This is a genomic window from Thioclava electrotropha (assembly GCF_002085925.2).
Classification (GTDB): Bacteria; Pseudomonadota; Alphaproteobacteria; order Rhodobacterales; family Rhodobacteraceae; genus Thioclava; species Thioclava electrotropha.
This window is the reverse complement of record NZ_CP053562.1, coordinates 4,033,598-4,051,353: the sequence shown is the minus strand read 5'-3', so window position 1 is coordinate 4,051,353 and position 17,756 is coordinate 4,033,598. Positions and strand designations below refer to the sequence as shown.

Here is a 17,756-nt window from a genome sequence, read left to right as displayed (position 1 = left end):
CCTGGCCGAATGGCCGTTCCCAATTGGCCAAAGTCGACACACTCTCTCCAGTCAACCTCGCATGCCTGGACCTTGGGCCCTCGCGCAGCGAACGACCGCTTCCCGCCCTTTGTCGCGCCGAGATTAATAACTGCCGATCGAATCTCTTACAGAGTAAGCGCCAAACAGAGTGTCTTCCCAGGGTGAAGCCAACCTGTTGCTCAGGAACCGAAACTGGGTCTGAAACCCTTCAAAAGAGACTGATCAGAAGCCGAGAATCTCTCGTGCCGGCCTTGTAGGCCGAAACGCCAGAAACGAAGCCTAATGGGCGTTTCGCGAAAACGTATGGGCAGCGCGAAGCATTTTGCGCTGCCCTAGAAGAGCCTCAGAAGTCGAGGTTTTCCACCGTGAGGGCGTTTTGCTGGATGAACTCGCGGCGGGGTTCGACGACGTCGCCCATCAGCTTCGAGAAGATGTCCTCGGCCTCGGCCACGTCTTCGATGCGGACCTGCAGGAGCGTGCGTGCGGACGGATCGAGCGTGGTTTCCCAAAGCTGCTCGGGGTTCATCTCGCCCAGACCCTTGTAGCGCTGCAGGCTCAGGCCCTTTTCGCCCTCCTTGAGGATCGCGTCGAGCAGTTCCAGCGGACCGTGAATGAGGATTTCACGCTCTTTGCGCACCAGTTTCGCCGGGCGGTCATAGACCTCCTTGAGCTGGTCGGTCTGGCTGCCCAGACGCCGCGCTTCGCCGGAACGCAGCACCGCGCCGTCGAGCGTGCGGACCTCTTCCACGCCGCGCAGAACGCGGGCGAGGCGGATGCCGTGATCCTGCGTCGGACGGCCCTGCCAGCCGCGCTCGTATTCCAGCGCGACGAGGTCGAGACGCTCGGCTACCGAGTTCGCGACGCCCTGCGCATCGCCGTCGATCTTGCCCGGCACCATTGCGCCCGCGATCGCCGCCTGCTCGAGGATGTGATGCGGGTAATGGGTTGGGAAGGTCGCGAGGATGCGCTTGATCAGGCGCGCCTCTTCGACGACGCGCTTGAGATCCTGGCCGGAGATTTCTTCGCCGGTGTTGAGCCGCAGAATGGCCCCCTCGACGCCCATGTCGATCAGGTAATCCTCCAGCGCGGTCTGGTCTTTCAGATAGACCTCGGACTTGCCGCGCGCGACTTTGTAAAGCGGCGGCTGCGCGATGTAGAGATAGCCATGCTCGATGATCTCGGGCATCTGGCGGAAGAAGAAGGTCAGCAGCAGCGTCCGGATGTGCGCACCGTCGACGTCTGCATCGGTCATGATGACGATCTTGTGGTAGCGCAGCTTGTCGATGTTGAACTCGTCGCGGCCGATGCCGGTGCCGAGCGCGGTGATCAGCGTGCCGATCTGATCCGAGCCGAGCATCCGGTCGAAGCGCGCGCGCTCGACGTTGAGGATCTTACCGCGCAGCGGCAGCACCGCTTGGTTTTTACGTTCGCGGCCCTGCTTGGCCGAGCCGCCTGCGGAGTCACCCTCGACGAGGAAGACTTCCGATAGCGACGGATCCTTCTCCTGACAGTCGGCGAGCTTGCCGGGCAGGGAGGCCACATCCATCACCGTCTTGCGGCGCGTCAGTTCGCGCGCCTTGCGGGCAGCCTCGCGCGCGAGCGCGGCTTCGATGATCTTGCCGACGATCTGCTTGGCCTCGTTCGGGTTCTCCTCGAACCATTCGGCGAGCTTCTCGTTCACGAGGTTCTCGACCGCCGGGCGGACCTCGGAGGAGACCAGCTTGTCCTTGGTCTGGCTGGAGAATTTCGGATCGGGCACTTTCACCGAGAGCACGCAGGTCAGACCTTCGCGCGCGTCGTCACCGGTGAAATCGACCTTCTCGCGCTTGGCGATACCGCTCTCCTGCGCGTATTTCGTGATCGTGCGGGTCAGTGCGCCGCGCAGGCCCGCCATGTGGGTGCCGCCGTCGCGCTGCGGGATGTTGTTGGTGAAGGGCAGCACCGTCTCGTGGTAGCTGTCGTTCCACCACATCGCGCATTCGACGCCGATGCCGCGCACTTCGCCGACCATGTAGATCGGGTCCTCCATCACGGCGTTTTTCGAGCGATCCAGATATTTCACAAATTCCCGAACGCCGCCTTCGTAGTGCAGTTCGGTCTTGATCGGCTCGGCGGGGCGTTCGTCTTCGATGATGATGCGGACGCCGGAGTTCAGGAAGGCCAGTTCGCGCAGACGCTTTTCCAGCGTGGCGAAGACGAACTCACGGTTCGAGAAGGTACCTTCGGGATCGTCTTCCTTGCTCGACGCGAGGAAACGCACCTCGGTGCCGCTCTCGTTCGGGGCCTCGCCCACGACATGCACATGCTCGACGCATTCGCCATGCTCGAACCGCGCCTTGTGGATCTTGCCGTCACGCCAGACCGTCAGTTCCAGCCAGTCCGACAGCGCGTTCACCACCGAGACGCCCACGCCGTGCAGACCGCCCGACACCTTATAGGCGTTGCCGTCATCGTCGGTGTTGTTGAACTTCCCGCCGGCGTGCAGCTGGGTCATGATGACCTCGGCCGCGGAGACGCCTTCTTCGGCGTGGATATCGACCGGAATCCCGCGCCCATTATCGCGCACGGAGACCGAAGAATCCGCGTGAATTTTCACGGCAACGTAGTCGGCGTGACCCGCCAAGGCCTCGTCGATCCCGTTATCGACGACCTCATAGACCATGTGGTGCAGGCCCGAGCCGTCATCGGTATCGCCGATATACATGCCGGGCCGTTTTCTCACGGCTTCCAAGCCTTTGAGAACCTTGATGGAATCGGCGCCGTATGCGTTCTTCTTCGGGGTGTCGTCGGTCATGCCTGCCCGTCCTTTATCTGTTGCCGGTTTTATATCGGCTGGGCAGAGGAATGTCACGTGTCAGACACAAGATTTAGGGGGTCACGTCACGGCGATAAGAAGGCCCACAAGGATCATCAGCCCGCCCGCGATCCGGTTGAGCTTTGCCAGCTTGCCGCGGCTTTGCAAGAAGTTGCGGATGCGGTCGACGAAGGCGGCGAGGATCAGGTTGCCGGTCAGCGGCACGATGGCCGAGATCAGGCTCACGAGGGCGATGTCGATCCAGGTCATCGTGGCGATCGGGAAGAAGCCCGGCAGGATGCCCATGTAGAATAGGATCGCCTTGGGATTGCCGATGATCACGATGAGCCCGGCGACGAAGCCCGCCCACATGCCGGGGCGCGTCAGGCGGCTGTCGGAGCTGATCTGATGGTCGGCATGGCGGATCAGGAGTGCGCCCATCCCGACGAACATCGCGACCGCGACCCAGCGCAGGGCTTCGAGAAACCAGCTGAATTCGCCGACCAGCCACGACACGCCGAGGATGGCGAGCGCAGGCCAGATCATATCGCCAACGGTGACCCCGAAGGCGAGCGGCCAGGCAGCGGCAAACCCGCCCGACATGGCGCGGGCGAGAAGGGCGAGCCAGACCGGCCCGGGGGTGAGGAAGAGAACGAACAGCGCGCCGGAATAGAGCGCGATCTGCGAGAGCGTGAGGGTCATGGGAGGGTCAGGCTTCCGTCGTCGGCCAGCGGCCAGAAAGGATTATGGGCGAGTTCCCAGACGTGGTGGTCTGGATCGGCGTAATAGCCCGCATAGCCGCCCCAGAAGGTCTTCTCGGGGGCTTTCAGTTCGGATGCGCCCGCTTCGAGCGCGGCGGCGAAGGCGGCATCCACCGCCTCGGGGCTGTCGAAATTCTGCGCCAGCGTCATCGCTCCGGTACCCAGCCGCGCGCGGGTGCGGCCTTGATCGGCGGCGAGCGCGGGCAGAGAGAATAGGCTCAGCGCCATCCCGTGGAGCTGGTAGAAGGCGACGTCGTCCTGCTCGGCTTGGGGGTGCCATCCGAGGGCGGCGTAGAAGGCCTTGGACTGATCGAGATCGGCCACGCCCAGCGTGATCAGCGTCACGCGTTGCTGCGGATAGCTCATGGCGTCACCTCCCTCACTTCAGAGCCCTGCGGCCCCTCAATCACTTCAAGATATTGCCCGCGGGGGCCAAGCGCCTCGAACAGCTCCGCGCCGGTCCCGGTCATCATCACCTGCGCGCCCATCGCGCAGATTTCGTCATAAAGCGCCGCGCGCCTGCCGGAGTCCAGATGGGCCGCGACCTCGTCGAGCAAAAGCACCACATCCTCGCCCGCAAGCGCCCGCGCATTGGCGAGGATCAGCGAGATCAGCAGCGCCTTCTGCTCTCCGGTGGAGCATTGCGCGGCGGGCGCGTCCTTTTCGACATAAGTGGCCAGCAGGTCGGCCCGGTGCGGCCCCTCCAGCGTGCGCCCTGCCGCCATGTCGCGGGGGCGGTTGGCGTCGAGCGCTGCTGCCAGATCCTCGGGGCCTTCATTCTCGAGCACCAGATGCGCCGCGGGAAATGCCGTCGCCGCATCGGCCTGCGCCTGCATGATCCGCGTCAGGGCCTCGGTCCGGTTCGCCCGGATCGCCGCGCCCGCCTCGGCCATCTGCGCCTCCAGAGCGTGATACCAGTTCGGGTCGCGCACCATGTCTTTCAGCAGTCGGTTACGCTCGCGCATCGCTTTCTCGTAGGCGAGCGTCACCTCGGCATGGGCGGGGGTGAAGCTCATCACCATCCGGTCGAGAAACCGCCTGCGCCCTTCGGCCCCTTCGATCCAGAGCCGGTCCATCGAGGGCACCAGCCACAGCACCCGCAGGATCTGCGCCAGTGCGACCTGCGGTGCCGCCTTGCCGTCGATCTCGACGCGGCGGGATTCACCGGGCAGGGCGGAGGTTTCGATCTCATGGGTGTCGGTGACGGCGCGCAGCTTCCAGCCCACGGCCTCGGCGCGGCGCATCAACTCATCGGCCTGCGCGCGGCGCAACCCGCGCCCCGGCGAGAGCAGAGAGACCGCCTCGAGGATATTCGTTTTGCCCGCACCGTTCGGCCCGTAGATCGCCACGGGCCGCCCATCGAGCACAATCTCGGCACGGCGATGCGAGCGGAACTGCAATATCTTCAGCTCACGCAGCATCGCGCCTCTTCGTGTTGGTCAAAATATCCCCGCCGGAGGCTCCCGGCGGATGTCACACGCGCATCGGCATGACCACATAGACCGCGGAGGTGTCGCCACCTTCGCGCATCAGGGTCGGATCGCCCGAGGAGTTGAACAGGAAGACGGCATTCTCGCGATCGACCTGGCTCGCGATTTCGAGCAGGTATTTCGCGTTGAAACCGATCTCCAGCGGCTCGTCGGCATAGGCCACGACCAGCTCTTCTTCCGCAGCACCGGCATCCGGAGCGTTGACCGAGAGCACCAGCTTGTCGGCTTCCAGCGCCAGTTTCACCGCGCGCGAACGCTCCGACGAGACGGTTGCCACACGGTCCACCGCTTTCGCGAATTCGGACGCGTCGACTTCCAGCTGGCGGGTGTTTCCGGTCGGGATGACGCGGGTGTAATCGGGGAAGGTGCCGTCGATGACCTTCGAGGTCAGCGTGATCACCGGGGTCGCGAAACGGACCTTGGTTTCCGACACTGAGACCGCGATTTCCTGATCGTCATCTTCCAGCAGCTTGCGAAGCTCGTTCACCGTTTTGCGCGGTACGATCACGCCGGGCATGCCCGAGGCGCCTTCCGGTAGGCCGGAATCGATACGCGCCAAACGGTGACCGTCTGTCGCGACGCAGCGCAGCACCTGACCGTCTTCGCCGGTCGCGATATGCATATAGACGCCGTTGAGGTAATAGCGGGTCTCTTCGGTCGATATCGCGAATTTCGACTTGTCGAACAGGCGCTTGAGCACCCCGGCCTTGGCCGTGAAATTCGCGGTGTATTCCGAGGAGGCCATCACCGGGAAGTCTTCCTTCGGCAACGTGGCGAGGTTGAAGCTCGACCGGCCGGCCTGCACGTTCAAACGCCCGGCGGCCGGATCGTCCGAGATCGAGACCAGCGCGCCATCGGGCAATTTGCGCACGATTTCATGCAGCATGACCGCCGAGACGGTCGTGGCCCCGGCCTGTTCGACCTGCGCGGGCGCTTTGTCGACCACCTCGATATCGAGGTCGGTCGCGCGGAACTGGACGGTGTCGCCTTCGGCTTCGATCAGGACGTTTGCAAGGATCGGGATCGTGTTGCGGCGTTCCACAACGGATTGCGCTTGCGAGACGGCCTTGAGCAGAGCGGCGCGTTCGATGCTGAATTTCATGTCGATCCCTCACGACTTTCCGGGGCTGGCAAGGTAGCACCTCGCGCCACCGGCACAACGGTTTTCGCAGACATTCGGTCGCTTTGTCCGGAGCGTCAAGCCCAGCGGGCCAGATCAGCTTTCAAGGAGGCGGCGGAGCAACTCGATATCTTCGGCGAGCTGCGAATCCGTGCCGCGCAGCTCTTCGATCTTGCGGATGCCATGCATGATCGTGGTGTGATCGCGCCCACCGAAGCGGCGCCCGATATCGGGCAGCGAACGGGTGGTCAGCGATTTCGCGAGGAACATCGCAACCTGACGCGGCCGTGCAATGGCACGCAGGCGCTTGGGGCCCACGAGATCCGAGAGGCGGACGTTGTAATGTTCCGCCACCTTGCGCTGGATTTCCTCGACGGTGACCTTACGCTCGGATTGGCGCAGCTGGTCTTTGAGGCATTCCTGCGCCAGATCCATCGTGATTTCGCGCCCGATCAGCGAGCCATAGGCAAACAGACGGGTCAGCGCGCCTTCGAGGATGCGCACGTTCGACGTGATCCGGTGCGCCACGAATTCCAGAACGCCGGGGGCGATCTTCAGATCGGGATACTCGCTCTTATAGGCTTCGGTCTTGGTCTGCAGAATGCCAAGGCGCAGTTCGTAATCGGTCGGGTGCAGGTCGACGACGAGGCCGCAGGACAGGCGCGACTTGATGCGCTCTTCGAGGTCCTTGATCTCACCGGGCGCACGATCCGCCGAGATGACGATCTGTTTGCCCTGATCGACCAGCGCGTTGAACGTGTGGAAGAACTCTTCCTGCGTGGAATCCTTGCCGGCGATGAACTGCACGTCATCGACCATGAGAACGTCGATCGAGCGGAACATCTCTTTGAAGTCCATGATCTGCTTTTCGCGTAGCGCCTGCACGAAGCGATACATGAACTGCTCGGCCGAGAGGTAGAGCACGCGCAGATCGGGGCGCTGATGCTGCAGGTCATGCGCGATGGCGTGCATGAGGTGCGTCTTACCAAGGCCAACGCCACCATAGAGGAACAGCGGGTTGAAAGTGACGGGGCCGCCTTCGGCGACGCGCTTGGCGGCGGCATGGGCCAGCTCGTTCGGTTTGCCGACGACGAAGCTGTCGAAGGTGAAGCGGGAATCGAGCGGCGCGCCGGGAAGCGGCTCGTCGGGGCGCGGGGTCTTGCGCGGCTTGGCGACAGGGGCGGCCGGGGCAGGGGCCGGAACGGTCGGGCGCGTGGCGCCATTCGCAGAGCCGTTCATGGGGCGGCGCGACGGGACCGAGATGTTGACGCGCTCGGCGGAGACACCCGCCCGGCGCAATTCGCTCAGGATCGGTTCCGCGAAGTTGCGCGAGACCCAGTCGCACATGAATTTCGTCGGTGCTTGAAACGAGGCGATACCGTCCTCGAGGTCGATCAGCTCGAGCGGAGCGATCCAGGTCGTGTAGTTGTTTTGCCCAACAGCTTTTTGAAGCTCATTGCAGACCTGCCCCCAAGTGTCGTCCGTCATTTTTCCGCCCATCGCCAAACACAAATCAGGTGCGTCTTCGTCCCTTGGCTTTGCGGTGAGTCCGGCTGGCAGGCCAAACTCGAATACAAACAGACACGACCTACCTGCCGGGGCTAAAACCCGGTGTCAGGCAGAGTTGCCGAAAGTGAGGGGTTATACCCCCTCGAGAATCGGAATCGCATTTCGCTGGTCGCCGCCAGGCTTTTTCATTTGTCGTGGCAGACTTATTTGCCCTCGACGGCCAGATAAATGCGTCATGTCCCCCAAGGCGACGTGAATCGCAGGTAGAAGCTAGCAAGCTGGTGAGCCCGCAGGCAACCGACCTTTGCGCTTGACGTGAGATTCCCCGAAACGAATCTGAGGGGGCTGCGCAAAACTGCAACAGTTTTGTGTCAAGGCGTTGATTGTCCAAGAAAAAACGCGCCTGCCAGATAGGCAGACGCGTTTTTCTTAAGGAATCCAGCGTATTCCCGAGCCAGTTCGCTCCGGGACGCAGATCAGGCTTTGAGGGCCTTCACGCGCGAAGCGAGGCGCGAGACTTTGCGCGATGCGGTGTTCTTGTGCAGAACGCCTTTGGTGACGCCGCGAGCCAGTTCGGGCTGAGCCGCGCGCAGGGCGTTGGTTGCCGCTTCGTAGTCGCCCGAAGTGATGGCTTCTTCGACTTTGCGGATGAAGGTACGGATGCGCGAACGACGTGCTTTGTTGACGTCTTGGCGGCGCTCGTTCTGACGGGCGCGTTTCTTGGACTGGGGCGTGTTAGCCATGTGTATCTTCCCACTTTCCGGGTCTGTTCAAATCTTTCAATCGCACGACAGACCCCGGGCTCCAGCGAACCTAGATGATTCTAGCCTAAGCGGGCTCCACGCGCATGTGAGGCGGCCTCATAAGCCAAAATGCGTGAAAGGGAAAGGGAATAATGAAAAGCGGGGCCGAAGCCCCGCCATCTGCTCTCGCGTTGGTGGCCCGAAAGGGCTCACTTGTCGCGGAATTGCGGCTCGCGCTTTTCGAGGAAGGCGGCCATGCCCTCCTTCTGGTCGTCGGTCGCAAACAGCCCGTGGAACAGGCGACGCTCGAACAGGATGCCCTCGTTCATCGTCGTCTCGTAGGAGCGGTTGACCGCTTCCTTCGCCGCGCGGGTCGCGAGCATCGACTTCTCGGCGATCTTCTGCGCCGCGGCCATCGTCTCGGGGATCAGCTTGGCGTTCGGAACGACCCGGCTGACAAGCCCTGACCGTTCCGCCTCGCCCGCATCCATGAAGCGGCCCGTGAGGTGCATGTCCATCGCCTTGGACTTGCCCACGAAGCGCGTCAGGCGCTGGGTGCCGCCGATCCCGGCGATCACGCCGAGATTGATCTCGGGCTGGCCGAACTTGGCGTTCTCCGCGCAGATGATGAAGTCGCACATCATCGCCAGTTCGCAACCGCCGCCGAGCGCGTAGCCCGCCACTGCAGCGATGATCGGTTTGCGGATGCGATTGATGGCATCCGCTTCCTTGCCGAAGAAGTCGCTCGTGAACATGTCCACGAAGCTCTTTTCCGACATTTCCTTGATGTCTGCGCCAGCCGCGAAGGCCTTTTCCGAACCGGTGATGACGATGCAACGCACCTTGTCATTCTCTTCCGCCGATTTCAGCGCCTCGGCCAGTTCCCCCAGCAATTGGGAGTTCAGGGCGTTCAGTGCGTCGGGGCGGTTGAGCCGGATCAGGGCAACGTAATCCTCGATCTCGACGATCAGGGTCTGGTAGGCCATTCGGTCTTGCCTTTCCTTGTCTCTGAACGGGACTCCTAGCAGAGCATCAAATCAGATCAAGCGTCTTATGACGCGAGGGCGCTGCGTCATTTCTGGCAAGACGGGCAGAAAAAGGTCGAACGTCCCGACTGAACGATCCGCCGGATCGGGGTGGCGCAGGTGGTGCAGGGCGTGTCTTCGCGGTCGTAGACATGGAAGCTGTGCTGGAAATATCCCAGCTCCCCATCCGCCTGACGATGGTCGCGCAGGGACGAGCCGCCGGCCGAGATCGCCTCGGTCAGCACCTCGCGGATAATCGGCACGAGCGAGGCGAGCCGCAGGTTCGAGATCCGCTTCGCCTGACGCCGCGGATCGATACCTGCCCGATGCAGCACTTCACAGACATAGATGTTGCCCAGACCCGCCACGACATGCTGATCGAGCAGCGCGGATTTGATCGGGGTCGCGCGGCGTTTGAGCGCCTCGACCAGATAGTCTTCGTGGAAATCGTTGCCGAAGGGCTCTGGGCCCAGCCCCGCCAGCAGCCAATGGGCCTGCTCGCGCTCGGTCAGCACCAGATCCATCGCTCCGAACCGGCGCGCATCGTTGAAGGTCACGCGTCCGCCGCCGGACATGTGCAAAACAACGTGATCGTGCTTGGCAGGCGCCGGATGATCGAGGTGAAATTCGCCAAGCGTCACGCCCGACACCAGCATCCGCCCGGACATCCCCAGATGGATCAGCAGGCTTTCTCCGCTGTCGAGATCGGCGAGGATGTATTTCGAGCGTCGCCGCAGACGGTCGATGCGGGCACCTTGCAACCGCTCCGCCATCCGCTCGGGCAGGGGCCAGCGCAGGTCGGGCCGATTGACTTCGGCGCGTTCGATCCGATGGCCTTCCATGGCCGGGACCAACCCGCGACGAACCGTCTCGACCTCGGGCAATTCGGGCATTGTTCCTCCTCATCGCATTGTCTTGGGGCAAAGGGCCCCTATAAGAAGGGGGTGAAATGAGGAACGGCAAGGGCCCATGAGCGCAGAGCAATCAAAGACCACGCATTTCGGTTTTCAGACCGTGGACGAAGATGCCAAGGCAGGCATGGTTCACGGCGTGTTTTCGCGAGTGGCATCGAAATACGACATCATGAACGACCTGATGAGCATGGGCATCCACCGCGTCTGGAAAGATGCGATGATGGATTGGCTCGCGCCGCGACCGGGTCAGAAGCTGCTCGACGTGGCGGGCGGCACGGGCGATGTGTCCTTCCGTTTCCTCAAGCGCGCAGGCTCGGGCCACGCGACGGTCTGCGACATGACCGAATCGATGCTGGTCGAGGGCCGCAAACGCGCCGAGGCCGAAAGCATGGCCGACAGTCTCGATTGGGTCGTGGGCGATGCGATGGCACTGCCCTTCGCGGATAATTCCTTCGACGTCTACACGATCTCTTTCGGCATCCGGAACGTGACGCGGATTCCTGATGCGCTCAAGGAAGCCTACCGGGTTCTCAAGCCCGGCGGGCGGATCATGGTGCTCGAATTCAGCCAGATCCCGAACGAGATGATGCAGAAGGCCTATGATCTCTATTCCTTCAACGTGATCCCGAAGATGGGCGAGATCGTCGCGAATGACCGCGACAGCTATCAGTATCTGGTGGAATCGATCCGCAAATTCCCGACGCAGGAGACATTCGCGCAGATGATCCGCGAGGCAGGGTTCGAGAATGTCTCCTACCGGAACCTCTCGATGGGGATCGCGGCGCTGCATTCGGGCTGGAAACTCTAACCGATGCGCGGACCCCATAATATCTGGCGCCTGATCCGGACGGGCGCGACCTTCATCCGCACGGGTGCGATGCATCAGGCGCTCGAAGCGATGGACGCGCCGCCGCGGCTGCGCGCCGTGGCCTATGCGATCAGCGCGCCCTTCGCGTGGCTCGGCTACAAGGGCGATCCGGACCTGCCGCCGGTGACGCGCGCGATCACCGCGCTGGGCCCGGCCTATATCAAGTTCGGTCAGGTCCTCTCGACACGGCCCGATGTGGTCGGCTCGGAGCTGGCCGATCAGCTGCGCGTGCTGCAGGACAAGCTGCCGCCATTCGAGACTTCCGTGGCCAAACGCATGGTCGAGGAAGAACTGGGCGCGCCCGCCGATCAGCTGTTCATGGAGTTTTCCGAGCCTGTCGCCGCCGCCTCGATCGCGCAGGTCCATTCCGCGCGCCGCGCCGATACGGGCGAGCGGGTCGCGGTGAAGGTGCTGCGTCCGGGGATCGAGCGCGCCTTCCGCCGCGATCTGGACGCCTTCCATTTCGCCGCCGCGATGATCGAACGGATTTCGCCCGCCTCGCGCCGCTTGCGCCCGAGCGAGGTGATCAAGCATTTCGAATCCGTCGTGATGGGCGAGCTGGACTTGCGTCTGGAAGCGGCCTCCGCCTCGCAATTCGGCGCGAATACTGAAGGCGATGCCGGTTTTGTGGTGCCGCAGCCGGTCTGGAACCTCTCGGCCAAGCGGGTGATGGTTCTCGACTGGGCCGAAGGGCTGCCGATGGGCGACCCGGATGGTCTGCGCGGCGCGGGCCATGATGTTTCGGGCATTGGCGAGCGCGTCTTGCAGCTGTTTCTCAGCCACGCGCTACGCGACGGTTTTTTCCATGCCGACATGCATCACGGCAATCTCAAAGTGGCCGGGAACGGCGATATCCTCGCATATGATTTCGGGATCATGGGGCAGATCGACGAATATACCCGCCGGGTCTATGCCGAGATTCTCATGGGCTTCATCCAGCGCGACTATAAACGCGTGGCCGAGGTGCATTTCGAGGCCGGGTACGTCCCCGCCGATCGCGATGTCGACGAGTTCGCTCTGGCGCTGCGCGCTGTCGGCGAGCCGATCTTCGGGATGGACGCGACGCATATCTCGATGGCGCGGTTGCTGGCCTATCTCTTCGAGGTGACCGAGCGGTTCGGGATGCAGACCCAGACGCAGCTGATCCTGCTGCAGCGCACGATGGTGGTTGTCGAAGGTGTCGCCCGCTCGCTGAACCCGTCGATCAATATGTGGGAAGTCGCCAAGCCGGTCGTGGAGAAATACATCCGCGAGAGCCTTGGCCCGCGCGCCATCGCGAATGACCTGCGCAAGACCGTGCAGGTGCTGGGCCGCTTCGGACCGGAACTCCCCGACCTCGTGAAGGCGGCGATCCGCAAACAGACCGAACCGACGCCGCCCCCCGTGACGGTAACACGCTGGCGCTACGCGGCGCTGATCTCTGCGGGGACGGCCCTGCTTTTGCTCGGCGTCGTGCTGGGCGAGTTGCTTTAACCCTCTCGCAACGCACTGACCGTCTCCGCGGCGATCGTGGCGCCGCCTTCAAGCGTCAGCAGCGCGCCGTCCGTGCCTGATTGCACCTCGGTCACGCGTGTGTAGGCCGCGACCGGGTCGGTGCCGATCAAGCTTCCAGAGGCGTAGCTTTGCAGCGCGAAGCTGTATTGGCCCGCGCCCAGTACCTGACCTGCGTCGTTCGTGCCGTCCCAGGCATAGCTGTCGAGTGCGGGCGAGATCGGTTTCTGCGCGACCTGACGCCCGGTGGAATCGGTGACCAGGAGAACCGCGGCATCGGCCCCCGATCGCGCGGTTGGCGCGAGATCCACGGGGGTCGCGCCGTCGAAGTAACTCGGCGCCTCGGCGCGCGCCTGCATCCCGACCCAGCCCGCCAGTTCGCTCAGCCCGCCGAGCCCGGTCTGGCCAGAGAGAGCCGTCAAAAGGTCATTGGTCTTCACCTGCTGCTCGACGCCCGAAAAAGTCGCGAGCTGAACTGCGAAGTCGGCGCTTTCGATCGGGTTGAGCGGGTCCTGATTCTTCATCTGAACAGTCAGCATCGTCAGGAAGGTCTCGAAATCCGAACTCAGCGCCGAGGGCGCTTTGGTGCCGGTGCCGTTCTGCGCGGCGGTAACGGCCGACGTCGGGGAGGACGGCGAGGTGATGGGGGAAGTGGTGGTCATGGTCGTCTCCTACATCCGCAGATCGAGCTCGCTTTGCGGGGGGGCGAGGCGCGCGGTCGCGCGTGGGGTCGGGGCAATCGGCGTCTCAATTGGGTCTACGCCCGGGCCTGCGCCCAAGTCGTTGAGCATGTCGGGCCGTTGCTGCGGACGCTCGTCGCGCTGGCTGAACTGAAAATTGAGCGCGCCATAGCCCATGTCGTGCATCTCGCGCGCGAGTGTGTCGATATGTCGGCGCATGAGGTCGAGCGTCTCGGCACGGTCAGCCTGTATCGCCACCGTCATGCCATTCTGGCTCGCATGGAGGGTCATGCGCACATGGCCCAGTTCCTCCGGTGAAAGCGCAATCTCCACCGGTCGATCGGGCATCCGTGGCATTGAGATCGCGATCTGATGGGCGATCGACTGCGCGATAGAAGCGGGCGCGGGGGGCACCGCCGCGCTTGTCTGCCCGGACCCACCCGACGCGGTGATCAGAGGGCGGAGCCCGCGGCCCATGTCTCTGCTGTCTCACCGACATGGACCCGCGTGGCGGTCAGCTCGGAGTTGTCCATATTGGTTTTGGCCGCGCCCAGTTCCGCCGTCGTGAGATAGATGGCCCGTGCATGATCCATGCGTTTGAGGGCGGGCGCGGGTGAGGCATAGGGTATGGCACCCGAAGGGAGCGGTGCGGCCTCCAGCCGGGTCGACCTCTCGGGCGCCTCGGCCTTTTCATGCTGCGGCGCATCGCTTTTCGCGACGCTCAGTATCGGTGACTTGTTCTGCTGAGGTTGAGGGCGCGCAACCGCTCCAGAGGCGCCGACATTTGACGGGGGGGCGGAGGCCTCGGTCGCAAACTCGTGCTGTGGGGCATTTGCGTTCGCGACCTGCTGCAGTCTCGAAGAGACAACGCTTGCCTCGACGGGCGGCGGCGCTTCCTTCGCGCTCAACTTGACGTCTGAAGCCCTTGATGCTCGCATTTTCGCACCGGGCGGCTCGGCGAGCGTGGAGGGCAGTGGAGAGAAGGCTGGTGCTGCCTGGTCTCCTGCGCGTCTCTTCACCCCGGTCAGCGTCGGATCAGTTTCTGGAGCATCGGTGCGCGCAGCCCCAGCTGACGCTTCGGTCGGTTGGGTTTGGGCGCTATTTTGCCCCGAGACGAGCGCAGTTTCAGGTTGTTTGCCTGCCAGAGGGTTATGTGTTGCAGCAGGTGTCTGGAAAGAAGGCGCAGCATTCGGGCCCCGTAGAAGCGCCATTTCTGAACGATCGTCGGGACGAAGAGGTCCCGAGCTAGTTGCGTTCTCCTGCGGTGTGCTTTTGGTTTCAACGTTCCCTGCCTTTGTCCCCTCTGCATCGGATGCTGTGAGCGTCGGAACTTTCGATGCGGGCTCGGCACTTTGAGCGCTATCAATCCCGGGGACAAACACCTCGGGTTTTGACGACACAACTACCGCCGAATTTCCGCCAGTTTCAGTAGACCTTTGCTCCCGACCGCTCGCATCGTGAGGCGCAACGGTCTCCGCATCATTTCTAACGAGTATTGAGAGCGTTCCATCTTTCACGAAGCCAGCGTTTTGCGTGTCGATCTGTGGCTGAACGGTCATCACGTTCGAGAGTTGCACAGAACGCATTGAGCATTCCGAAGCCGTGTCAGGAATATTCGCTTCGATTTTGTCCGTCTCCGTGTGAGCGAGCGAAACCCTCTCCCGGTCTCCTTTTTCGTTCAGTCGAGACGTCGCGCCGCCATCATGCGAGACAATGCGCTCCACGGGCTTCTTTTGACCATCGAGCTTTGCGGGATGGTCCGGGGCGACTGTGAGCGCCGATCGCGTCGGGCCGAACGCGCCCTGCGGACCGGGCAGCACAATGTCAGAATCGCTGCCAGCCAATTCTCGAGCGCCTGATCCGCTCGTCGGCGCCAGCTGAGCATCTTTAGCCTCACACTGCGGGTCCTTGTCGGCGCCTCCCTCCGGCTCCTCAACCGAGTTAACGCCAAGAGGGATTGCGACGGTTTTTGGCGCGGCCTCTTCTTCAAGTGTGAAGGTCCCGCCCGGCGACTCCGCCGTAGCGGTAGGTCTCGCTGCTGCCTTGAGATGGCCGCTCGGGCCTTTCGGCGTTTCTGGAATCGGAAAGGGAATCATGGTCCTCACGACTTCTGTCTGTGTCGAGGCCACTATCGCCGCAGGAACTTACCGATTCTTTACGCCCGACTGGCAGAGTGCAGAAAATTATCTGCAACTGGAGAGTTCGATGCACAGTCCGACCGTATCACCGCTGCCGCACGCGGCTGGTCTCTCTTCGCATGATGCCAAGCTGTTTGAGCAAGCGAAGGCACTAGAGGCCGGGTTCCTGTCGGAAATGCTCAAAGAGGTGGGCATGAAAGCCGCAAGCGGTGCTTTCGGCGGTGGAATTGGCGAAGAGCAATTCACGTCCTTCCTGAGAGCCGAACAGTCCAAGGCCATGGTCGAGGCCGGGGGAATTGGCCTTGCGGAAATCATCTTCGAATCGCTCAAGAACGGAGGGCAGGATGTCTGATACGAATGCTGCGGAAGAGCTGATCTCGCTGCTGCGGCTCGAACGGGAAGCGATCCGTTCGGCGGATTTTTCCGACCTTGTCGGGCTGAGCGATCGAAAGGAGCGCGCGATGGCTGCGCTGACGATACTTGATGGCGACACGGTCGAGAGAATCCGTGCGCTTGCACGCGAGAATCAGACGCTATTGGCCTCGGCACTTGCGGGTGTTCGCGCGGCGCAGGCTCGTTTGAAAACGATTGTGACGGCGGCGAAAGGCTTCGAGTCCTATGACAAGGAAGGGCGACCGCGGCCCATCCGCCGCGGCAACGGAGATTTCGAGCGTCGTGCATAAGCTGTTAATCATGAAGGGAATTTGTTGAGAGGTCGGGGGAGGGATTTAGCAGATTGTTAGCCTTTGGAGGGCCATGGTGACGACGCATCCAAGCGATGGCGCGCCTCACGGCTCAGGAGGCGCATTGGTCAGAAAGCCTTGAGTGCCGCGTCGAACACGCGGCTTTGCAATCGAGTGACGCAAAGCGTCGACACTAAAAGGATAAATCATGTCCAGCATTCTGACGAATACCAGCGCGATGGTTGCGCTGCAGACCCTCAAGGGGATCAATTCCGGCCTCGCCACCACGCAGTCCGAAATCTCAACCGGCAAAGCCGTCGGCTCGGCGAAGGACAACGCGGCGGTCTGGGCGATTTCGAAAGTCATGGAGTCCGATGTGAAAGGCTTCTCGGGGATTTCCGACAGCCTCGCCCTCGGCGAATCGACGGTCGCTGTGGCACGCCAAGCAGCGGAAACCGTGACCGACCTGCTCACCGAGATGAAAGGCAAGATCGTCGCCGCGCAGGAGCAGAACGTCGATCAGGCGAAGCTTCAGACCGACGTCGACGCGCTGCGCGAGCAGATCAAATCGGTGGTCGCGGCCGCTCAGTTCAACGGGCTCAACCTCGTCGACGGCTCTTCGGCCGCGACCGTGAACGTGCTCTCTTCGCTCGATCGTGCGTCCGACGGCTCGGTGGCCGCCAAGCATATCGGCGTTGCGGCGCAGGATCTGTCGGTTGGCGGTTACGTCGGTGCCGATGTCTTCACCGGCACCGATGGCGTCACCGCGACGACCGATGATGCCTTCTCTTTCTCGCGCGATGCGAACGGCGGCTCGGATGATGACGGCACCGTGGTGATCGTCGATACCAACCTCGCGGCGGGCGACACGATCAACATGACGCTCGGCGACTACGCGGTGTCCTACACCGTGACGGCGGAAGACATCGCCTCCACCACGACGGCGGATGTCGTGGCTGTCGGGTTGAAATCGGCGATCGAGAATTCCGGCGCCAATGTCACGGTTGACTACAATATCGCCAATGCCGGCACGATCGTGATCACCAATGGCGGCGCGGACTCGCTGACCATCACCGGCCAGTATGAAAACGCCGGTGCGGGCGGCCTCGGCCTGCTCAGCTCGATCAATGTCGACGCTGGCAATGGCGGGGATCCGGCGCTCGCGCTCACTAATATCGAGACGCTCATCCAGGTTGCGACCGATGCCGCTTCGGCCTTCGGTTCGGCCGAGGGTCGCATCCAGACTCAGGCCGATTTCATCTCGAAGCTGAGTGACTCGCTCAAGGCGGGGATCGGCACGCTCGTCGATGCGGATATGGAAGAGGCCTCGGCCCGCCTTCAGGCGCTGCAGACCCAGCAGCAGCTGGGGATCCAGGCGCTCTCCATCGCCAACCAGCAGCCGCAGAACATCCTTTCGCTGTTCCGCTAAGGCTCGGGTAGGGGCGCCTGACTTGGCGCCCCCGCTTCCCTCATGTGCCGCGCGCATGATCAGTTTCAGTCACCGGAAGGATTTCCCGTG

At 62.8% G+C, this 17,756-nt stretch carries 17 protein-coding genes; 5 read left to right on the top strand and 12 right to left on the bottom strand.

Annotated elements, in window-relative coordinates; all coding sequences use genetic code 11:
• Nucleotides 1–364 precede the first annotated feature (364 nt).
• The 9 genes from gyrB to mutM all read right to left on the bottom strand — a co-directional run bounded on the left by gyrB (nt 365) and on the right by mutM (nt 10,356).
• Nucleotides 365–2,815 carry a DNA topoisomerase (ATP-hydrolyzing) subunit B gene (gene gyrB, locus AKL02_RS19310; protein WP_078542471.1) on the bottom strand — a complete coding sequence of 817 codons (2,451 nt, stop codon included), beginning with the start codon at nt 2,813–2,815 and terminating at the stop codon, nt 365–367.
• Between the two features lie 81 nt (nt 2,816–2,896).
• Complete coding sequence (locus AKL02_RS19305; RefSeq protein WP_083078054.1) at nt 2,897–3,517, bottom strand: LysE family translocator; 621 nt, start codon at nt 3,515–3,517, stop codon at nt 2,897–2,899.
• On the bottom strand, nt 3,514–3,942 hold the full coding sequence (locus AKL02_RS19300) for a VOC family protein (protein ID WP_083078053.1): 429 nt from the start codon (nt 3,940–3,942) through the stop codon (nt 3,514–3,516). The genes AKL02_RS19305 and AKL02_RS19300 overlap by 4 nt, the downstream gene beginning before the upstream one ends.
• Entirely contained in the window at nt 3,939–4,997 is a 1,059-nt protein-coding gene (gene recF, locus AKL02_RS19295) for a DNA replication/repair protein RecF (protein ID WP_083078052.1), read from the bottom strand. The genes AKL02_RS19300 and recF overlap by 4 nt, the downstream gene beginning before the upstream one ends.
• 52 nt (nt 4,998–5,049) lie before the next feature.
• The gene (gene dnaN, locus AKL02_RS19290; protein WP_078521612.1) at nt 5,050–6,168 is read right to left on the bottom strand and encodes a DNA polymerase III subunit beta; all 1,119 of its coding nucleotides are present in this window, start codon (nt 6,166–6,168) and stop codon (nt 5,050–5,052) included.
• 114 nt (nt 6,169–6,282) lie between these two features.
• Entirely contained in the window at nt 6,283–7,674 is a 1,392-nt protein-coding gene (dnaA, locus tag AKL02_RS19285; RefSeq protein WP_078521686.1) for a chromosomal replication initiator protein DnaA, read from the bottom strand.
• A 497-nt stretch (nt 7,675–8,171) separates the two neighbouring features.
• Entirely contained in the window at nt 8,172–8,438 is a 267-nt protein-coding gene (gene rpsT / locus AKL02_RS19280) for a 30S ribosomal protein S20 (RefSeq protein ID WP_078521610.1), read from the bottom strand.
• 209 nt (nt 8,439–8,647) lie between these two features.
• On the bottom strand, nt 8,648–9,424 hold the full coding sequence (locus AKL02_RS19275; protein WP_075776776.1) for an enoyl-CoA hydratase: 777 nt from the start codon (nt 9,422–9,424) through the stop codon (nt 8,648–8,650).
• A gap of 86 nt (nt 9,425–9,510) precedes the next feature.
• On the bottom strand, nt 9,511–10,356 hold the full coding sequence (gene mutM, locus AKL02_RS19270; protein WP_078542477.1) for a bifunctional DNA-formamidopyrimidine glycosylase/DNA-(apurinic or apyrimidinic site) lyase: 846 nt from the start codon (nt 10,354–10,356) through the stop codon (nt 9,511–9,513).
• 76 nt (nt 10,357–10,432) lie between these two features.
• Between mutM and ubiE the strand changes: the two genes are divergently transcribed.
• Together ubiE and ubiB are read left to right on the top strand one after the other, a co-directional pair.
• Nucleotides 10,433–11,185: a bifunctional demethylmenaquinone methyltransferase/2-methoxy-6-polyprenyl-1,4-benzoquinol methylase UbiE gene (gene ubiE, locus AKL02_RS19265; RefSeq protein WP_078571138.1), complete on the top strand. Its 753-nt coding sequence runs from the start codon at nt 10,433–10,435 to the stop codon at nt 11,183–11,185.
• 3 nt (nt 11,186–11,188) lie between these two features.
• Complete coding sequence (ubiB, locus tag AKL02_RS19260) at nt 11,189–12,718, top strand: 2-polyprenylphenol 6-hydroxylase (protein ID WP_083078051.1); 1,530 nt, start codon at nt 11,189–11,191, stop codon at nt 12,716–12,718.
• Here ubiB and AKL02_RS19255 read toward each other — a convergent pair.
• From AKL02_RS19255 to AKL02_RS19245, 3 genes are all read right to left on the bottom strand, one after another.
• Nucleotides 12,715–13,398 carry a flagellar hook capping FlgD N-terminal domain-containing protein gene (locus AKL02_RS19255; protein WP_083078050.1) on the bottom strand — a complete coding sequence of 228 codons (684 nt, stop codon included), beginning with the start codon at nt 13,396–13,398 and terminating at the stop codon, nt 12,715–12,717. The genes ubiB and AKL02_RS19255 overlap by 4 nt on opposite strands.
• A 9-nt stretch (nt 13,399–13,407) precedes the next feature.
• Nucleotides 13,408–13,764, bottom strand: a complete 357-nt coding sequence (fliK, locus tag AKL02_RS19250) for a flagellar hook-length control protein FliK (RefSeq protein WP_198453221.1) — start codon at nt 13,762–13,764, stop codon at nt 13,408–13,410.
• Between the two features lie 104 nt (nt 13,765–13,868).
• The gene (locus AKL02_RS19245; protein ID WP_198453220.1) at nt 13,869–15,512 is read right to left on the bottom strand and encodes a hypothetical protein; all 1,644 of its coding nucleotides are present in this window, start codon (nt 15,510–15,512) and stop codon (nt 13,869–13,871) included.
• On the opposite strand from AKL02_RS19245, the gene AKL02_RS19240 reads away from it, so the two are divergent.
• The 3 genes from AKL02_RS19240 (at nt 15,511) to AKL02_RS19230 (ending at nt 17,666) form a co-directional block, all read left to right on the top strand.
• Nucleotides 15,511–15,906 (top strand): rod-binding protein, encoded by a 396-nt coding sequence (locus tag AKL02_RS19240; RefSeq protein ID WP_408648103.1) that lies wholly within the window; start codon nt 15,511–15,513, stop codon nt 15,904–15,906. The two genes, AKL02_RS19245 and AKL02_RS19240, sit on opposite strands and share 2 nt — an antisense overlap.
• Nucleotides 15,899–16,237: a flagellar export chaperone FlgN gene (gene flgN, locus AKL02_RS19235; protein ID WP_083078048.1), complete on the top strand. Its 339-nt coding sequence runs from the start codon at nt 15,899–15,901 to the stop codon at nt 16,235–16,237. The genes AKL02_RS19240 and flgN overlap by 8 nt, the downstream gene beginning before the upstream one ends.
• Before the next feature lie 208 nt (nt 16,238–16,445).
• Nucleotides 16,446–17,666, top strand: coding sequence for a flagellin N-terminal helical domain-containing protein (locus tag AKL02_RS19230; protein ID WP_083078047.1), 1,221 nt, complete (start codon nt 16,446–16,448; stop codon nt 17,664–17,666).
• The last annotated feature ends 90 nt before the right edge of the window (nt 17,667–17,756 follow it).

Excerpts from the sequence above, each read along its gene's own strand:
- AKL02_RS19275 (WP_075776776.1), bottom strand. The coding sequence starts at position 9,424 with ATGGCCTACCAGACCCTGATCGTCGAGATCGAGGATTACGTTGCCCTG.
- flgN (WP_083078048.1), top strand. The coding sequence starts at position 15,899 with ATGTCTGATACGAATGCTGCGGAAGAGCTGATCTCGCTGCTGCGGCTC.
- dnaN (WP_078521612.1), bottom strand. The coding sequence starts at position 6,168 with ATGAAATTCAGCATCGAACGCGCCGCTCTGCTCAAGGCCGTCTCGCAA.
- mutM (WP_078542477.1), bottom strand. The coding sequence starts at position 10,356 with ATGCCCGAATTGCCCGAGGTCGAGACGGTTCGTCGCGGGTTGGTCCCG.
- gyrB (WP_078542471.1), bottom strand. The coding sequence starts at position 2,815 with ATGACCGACGACACCCCGAAGAAGAACGCATACGGCGCCGATTCCATC.
- AKL02_RS19305 (WP_083078054.1), bottom strand. The coding sequence starts at position 3,517 with ATGACCCTCACGCTCTCGCAGATCGCGCTCTATTCCGGCGCGCTGTTC.
- rpsT (WP_078521610.1), bottom strand. The coding sequence starts at position 8,438 with ATGGCTAACACGCCCCAGTCCAAGAAACGCGCCCGTCAGAACGAGCGC.
- fliK (WP_198453221.1), bottom strand. The coding sequence starts at position 13,764 with ATGCCCGATCGACCGGTGGAGATTGCGCTTTCACCGGAGGAACTGGGC.
- AKL02_RS19300 (WP_083078053.1), bottom strand. The coding sequence starts at position 3,942 with ATGAGCTATCCGCAGCAACGCGTGACGCTGATCACGCTGGGCGTGGCC.
- AKL02_RS19245 (WP_198453220.1), bottom strand. The coding sequence starts at position 15,512 with ATGATTCCCTTTCCGATTCCAGAAACGCCGAAAGGCCCGAGCGGCCAT.
- ubiE (WP_078571138.1), top strand. The coding sequence starts at position 10,433 with ATGAGCGCAGAGCAATCAAAGACCACGCATTTCGGTTTTCAGACCGTG.
- dnaA (WP_078521686.1), bottom strand. The coding sequence starts at position 7,674 with ATGACGGACGACACTTGGGGGCAGGTCTGCAATGAGCTTCAAAAAGCT.
- AKL02_RS19240 (WP_408648103.1), top strand. The coding sequence starts at position 15,511 with ATGGTCCTCACGACTTCTGTCTGTGTCGAGGCCACTATCGCCGCAGGA.
- AKL02_RS19255 (WP_083078050.1), bottom strand. The coding sequence starts at position 13,398 with ATGACCACCACTTCCCCCATCACCTCGCCGTCCTCCCCGACGTCGGCC.
- AKL02_RS19230 (WP_083078047.1), top strand. The coding sequence starts at position 16,446 with ATGTCCAGCATTCTGACGAATACCAGCGCGATGGTTGCGCTGCAGACC.
- recF (WP_083078052.1), bottom strand. The coding sequence starts at position 4,997 with ATGCTGCGTGAGCTGAAGATATTGCAGTTCCGCTCGCATCGCCGTGCC.
- ubiB (WP_083078051.1), top strand. The coding sequence starts at position 11,189 with ATGCGCGGACCCCATAATATCTGGCGCCTGATCCGGACGGGCGCGACC.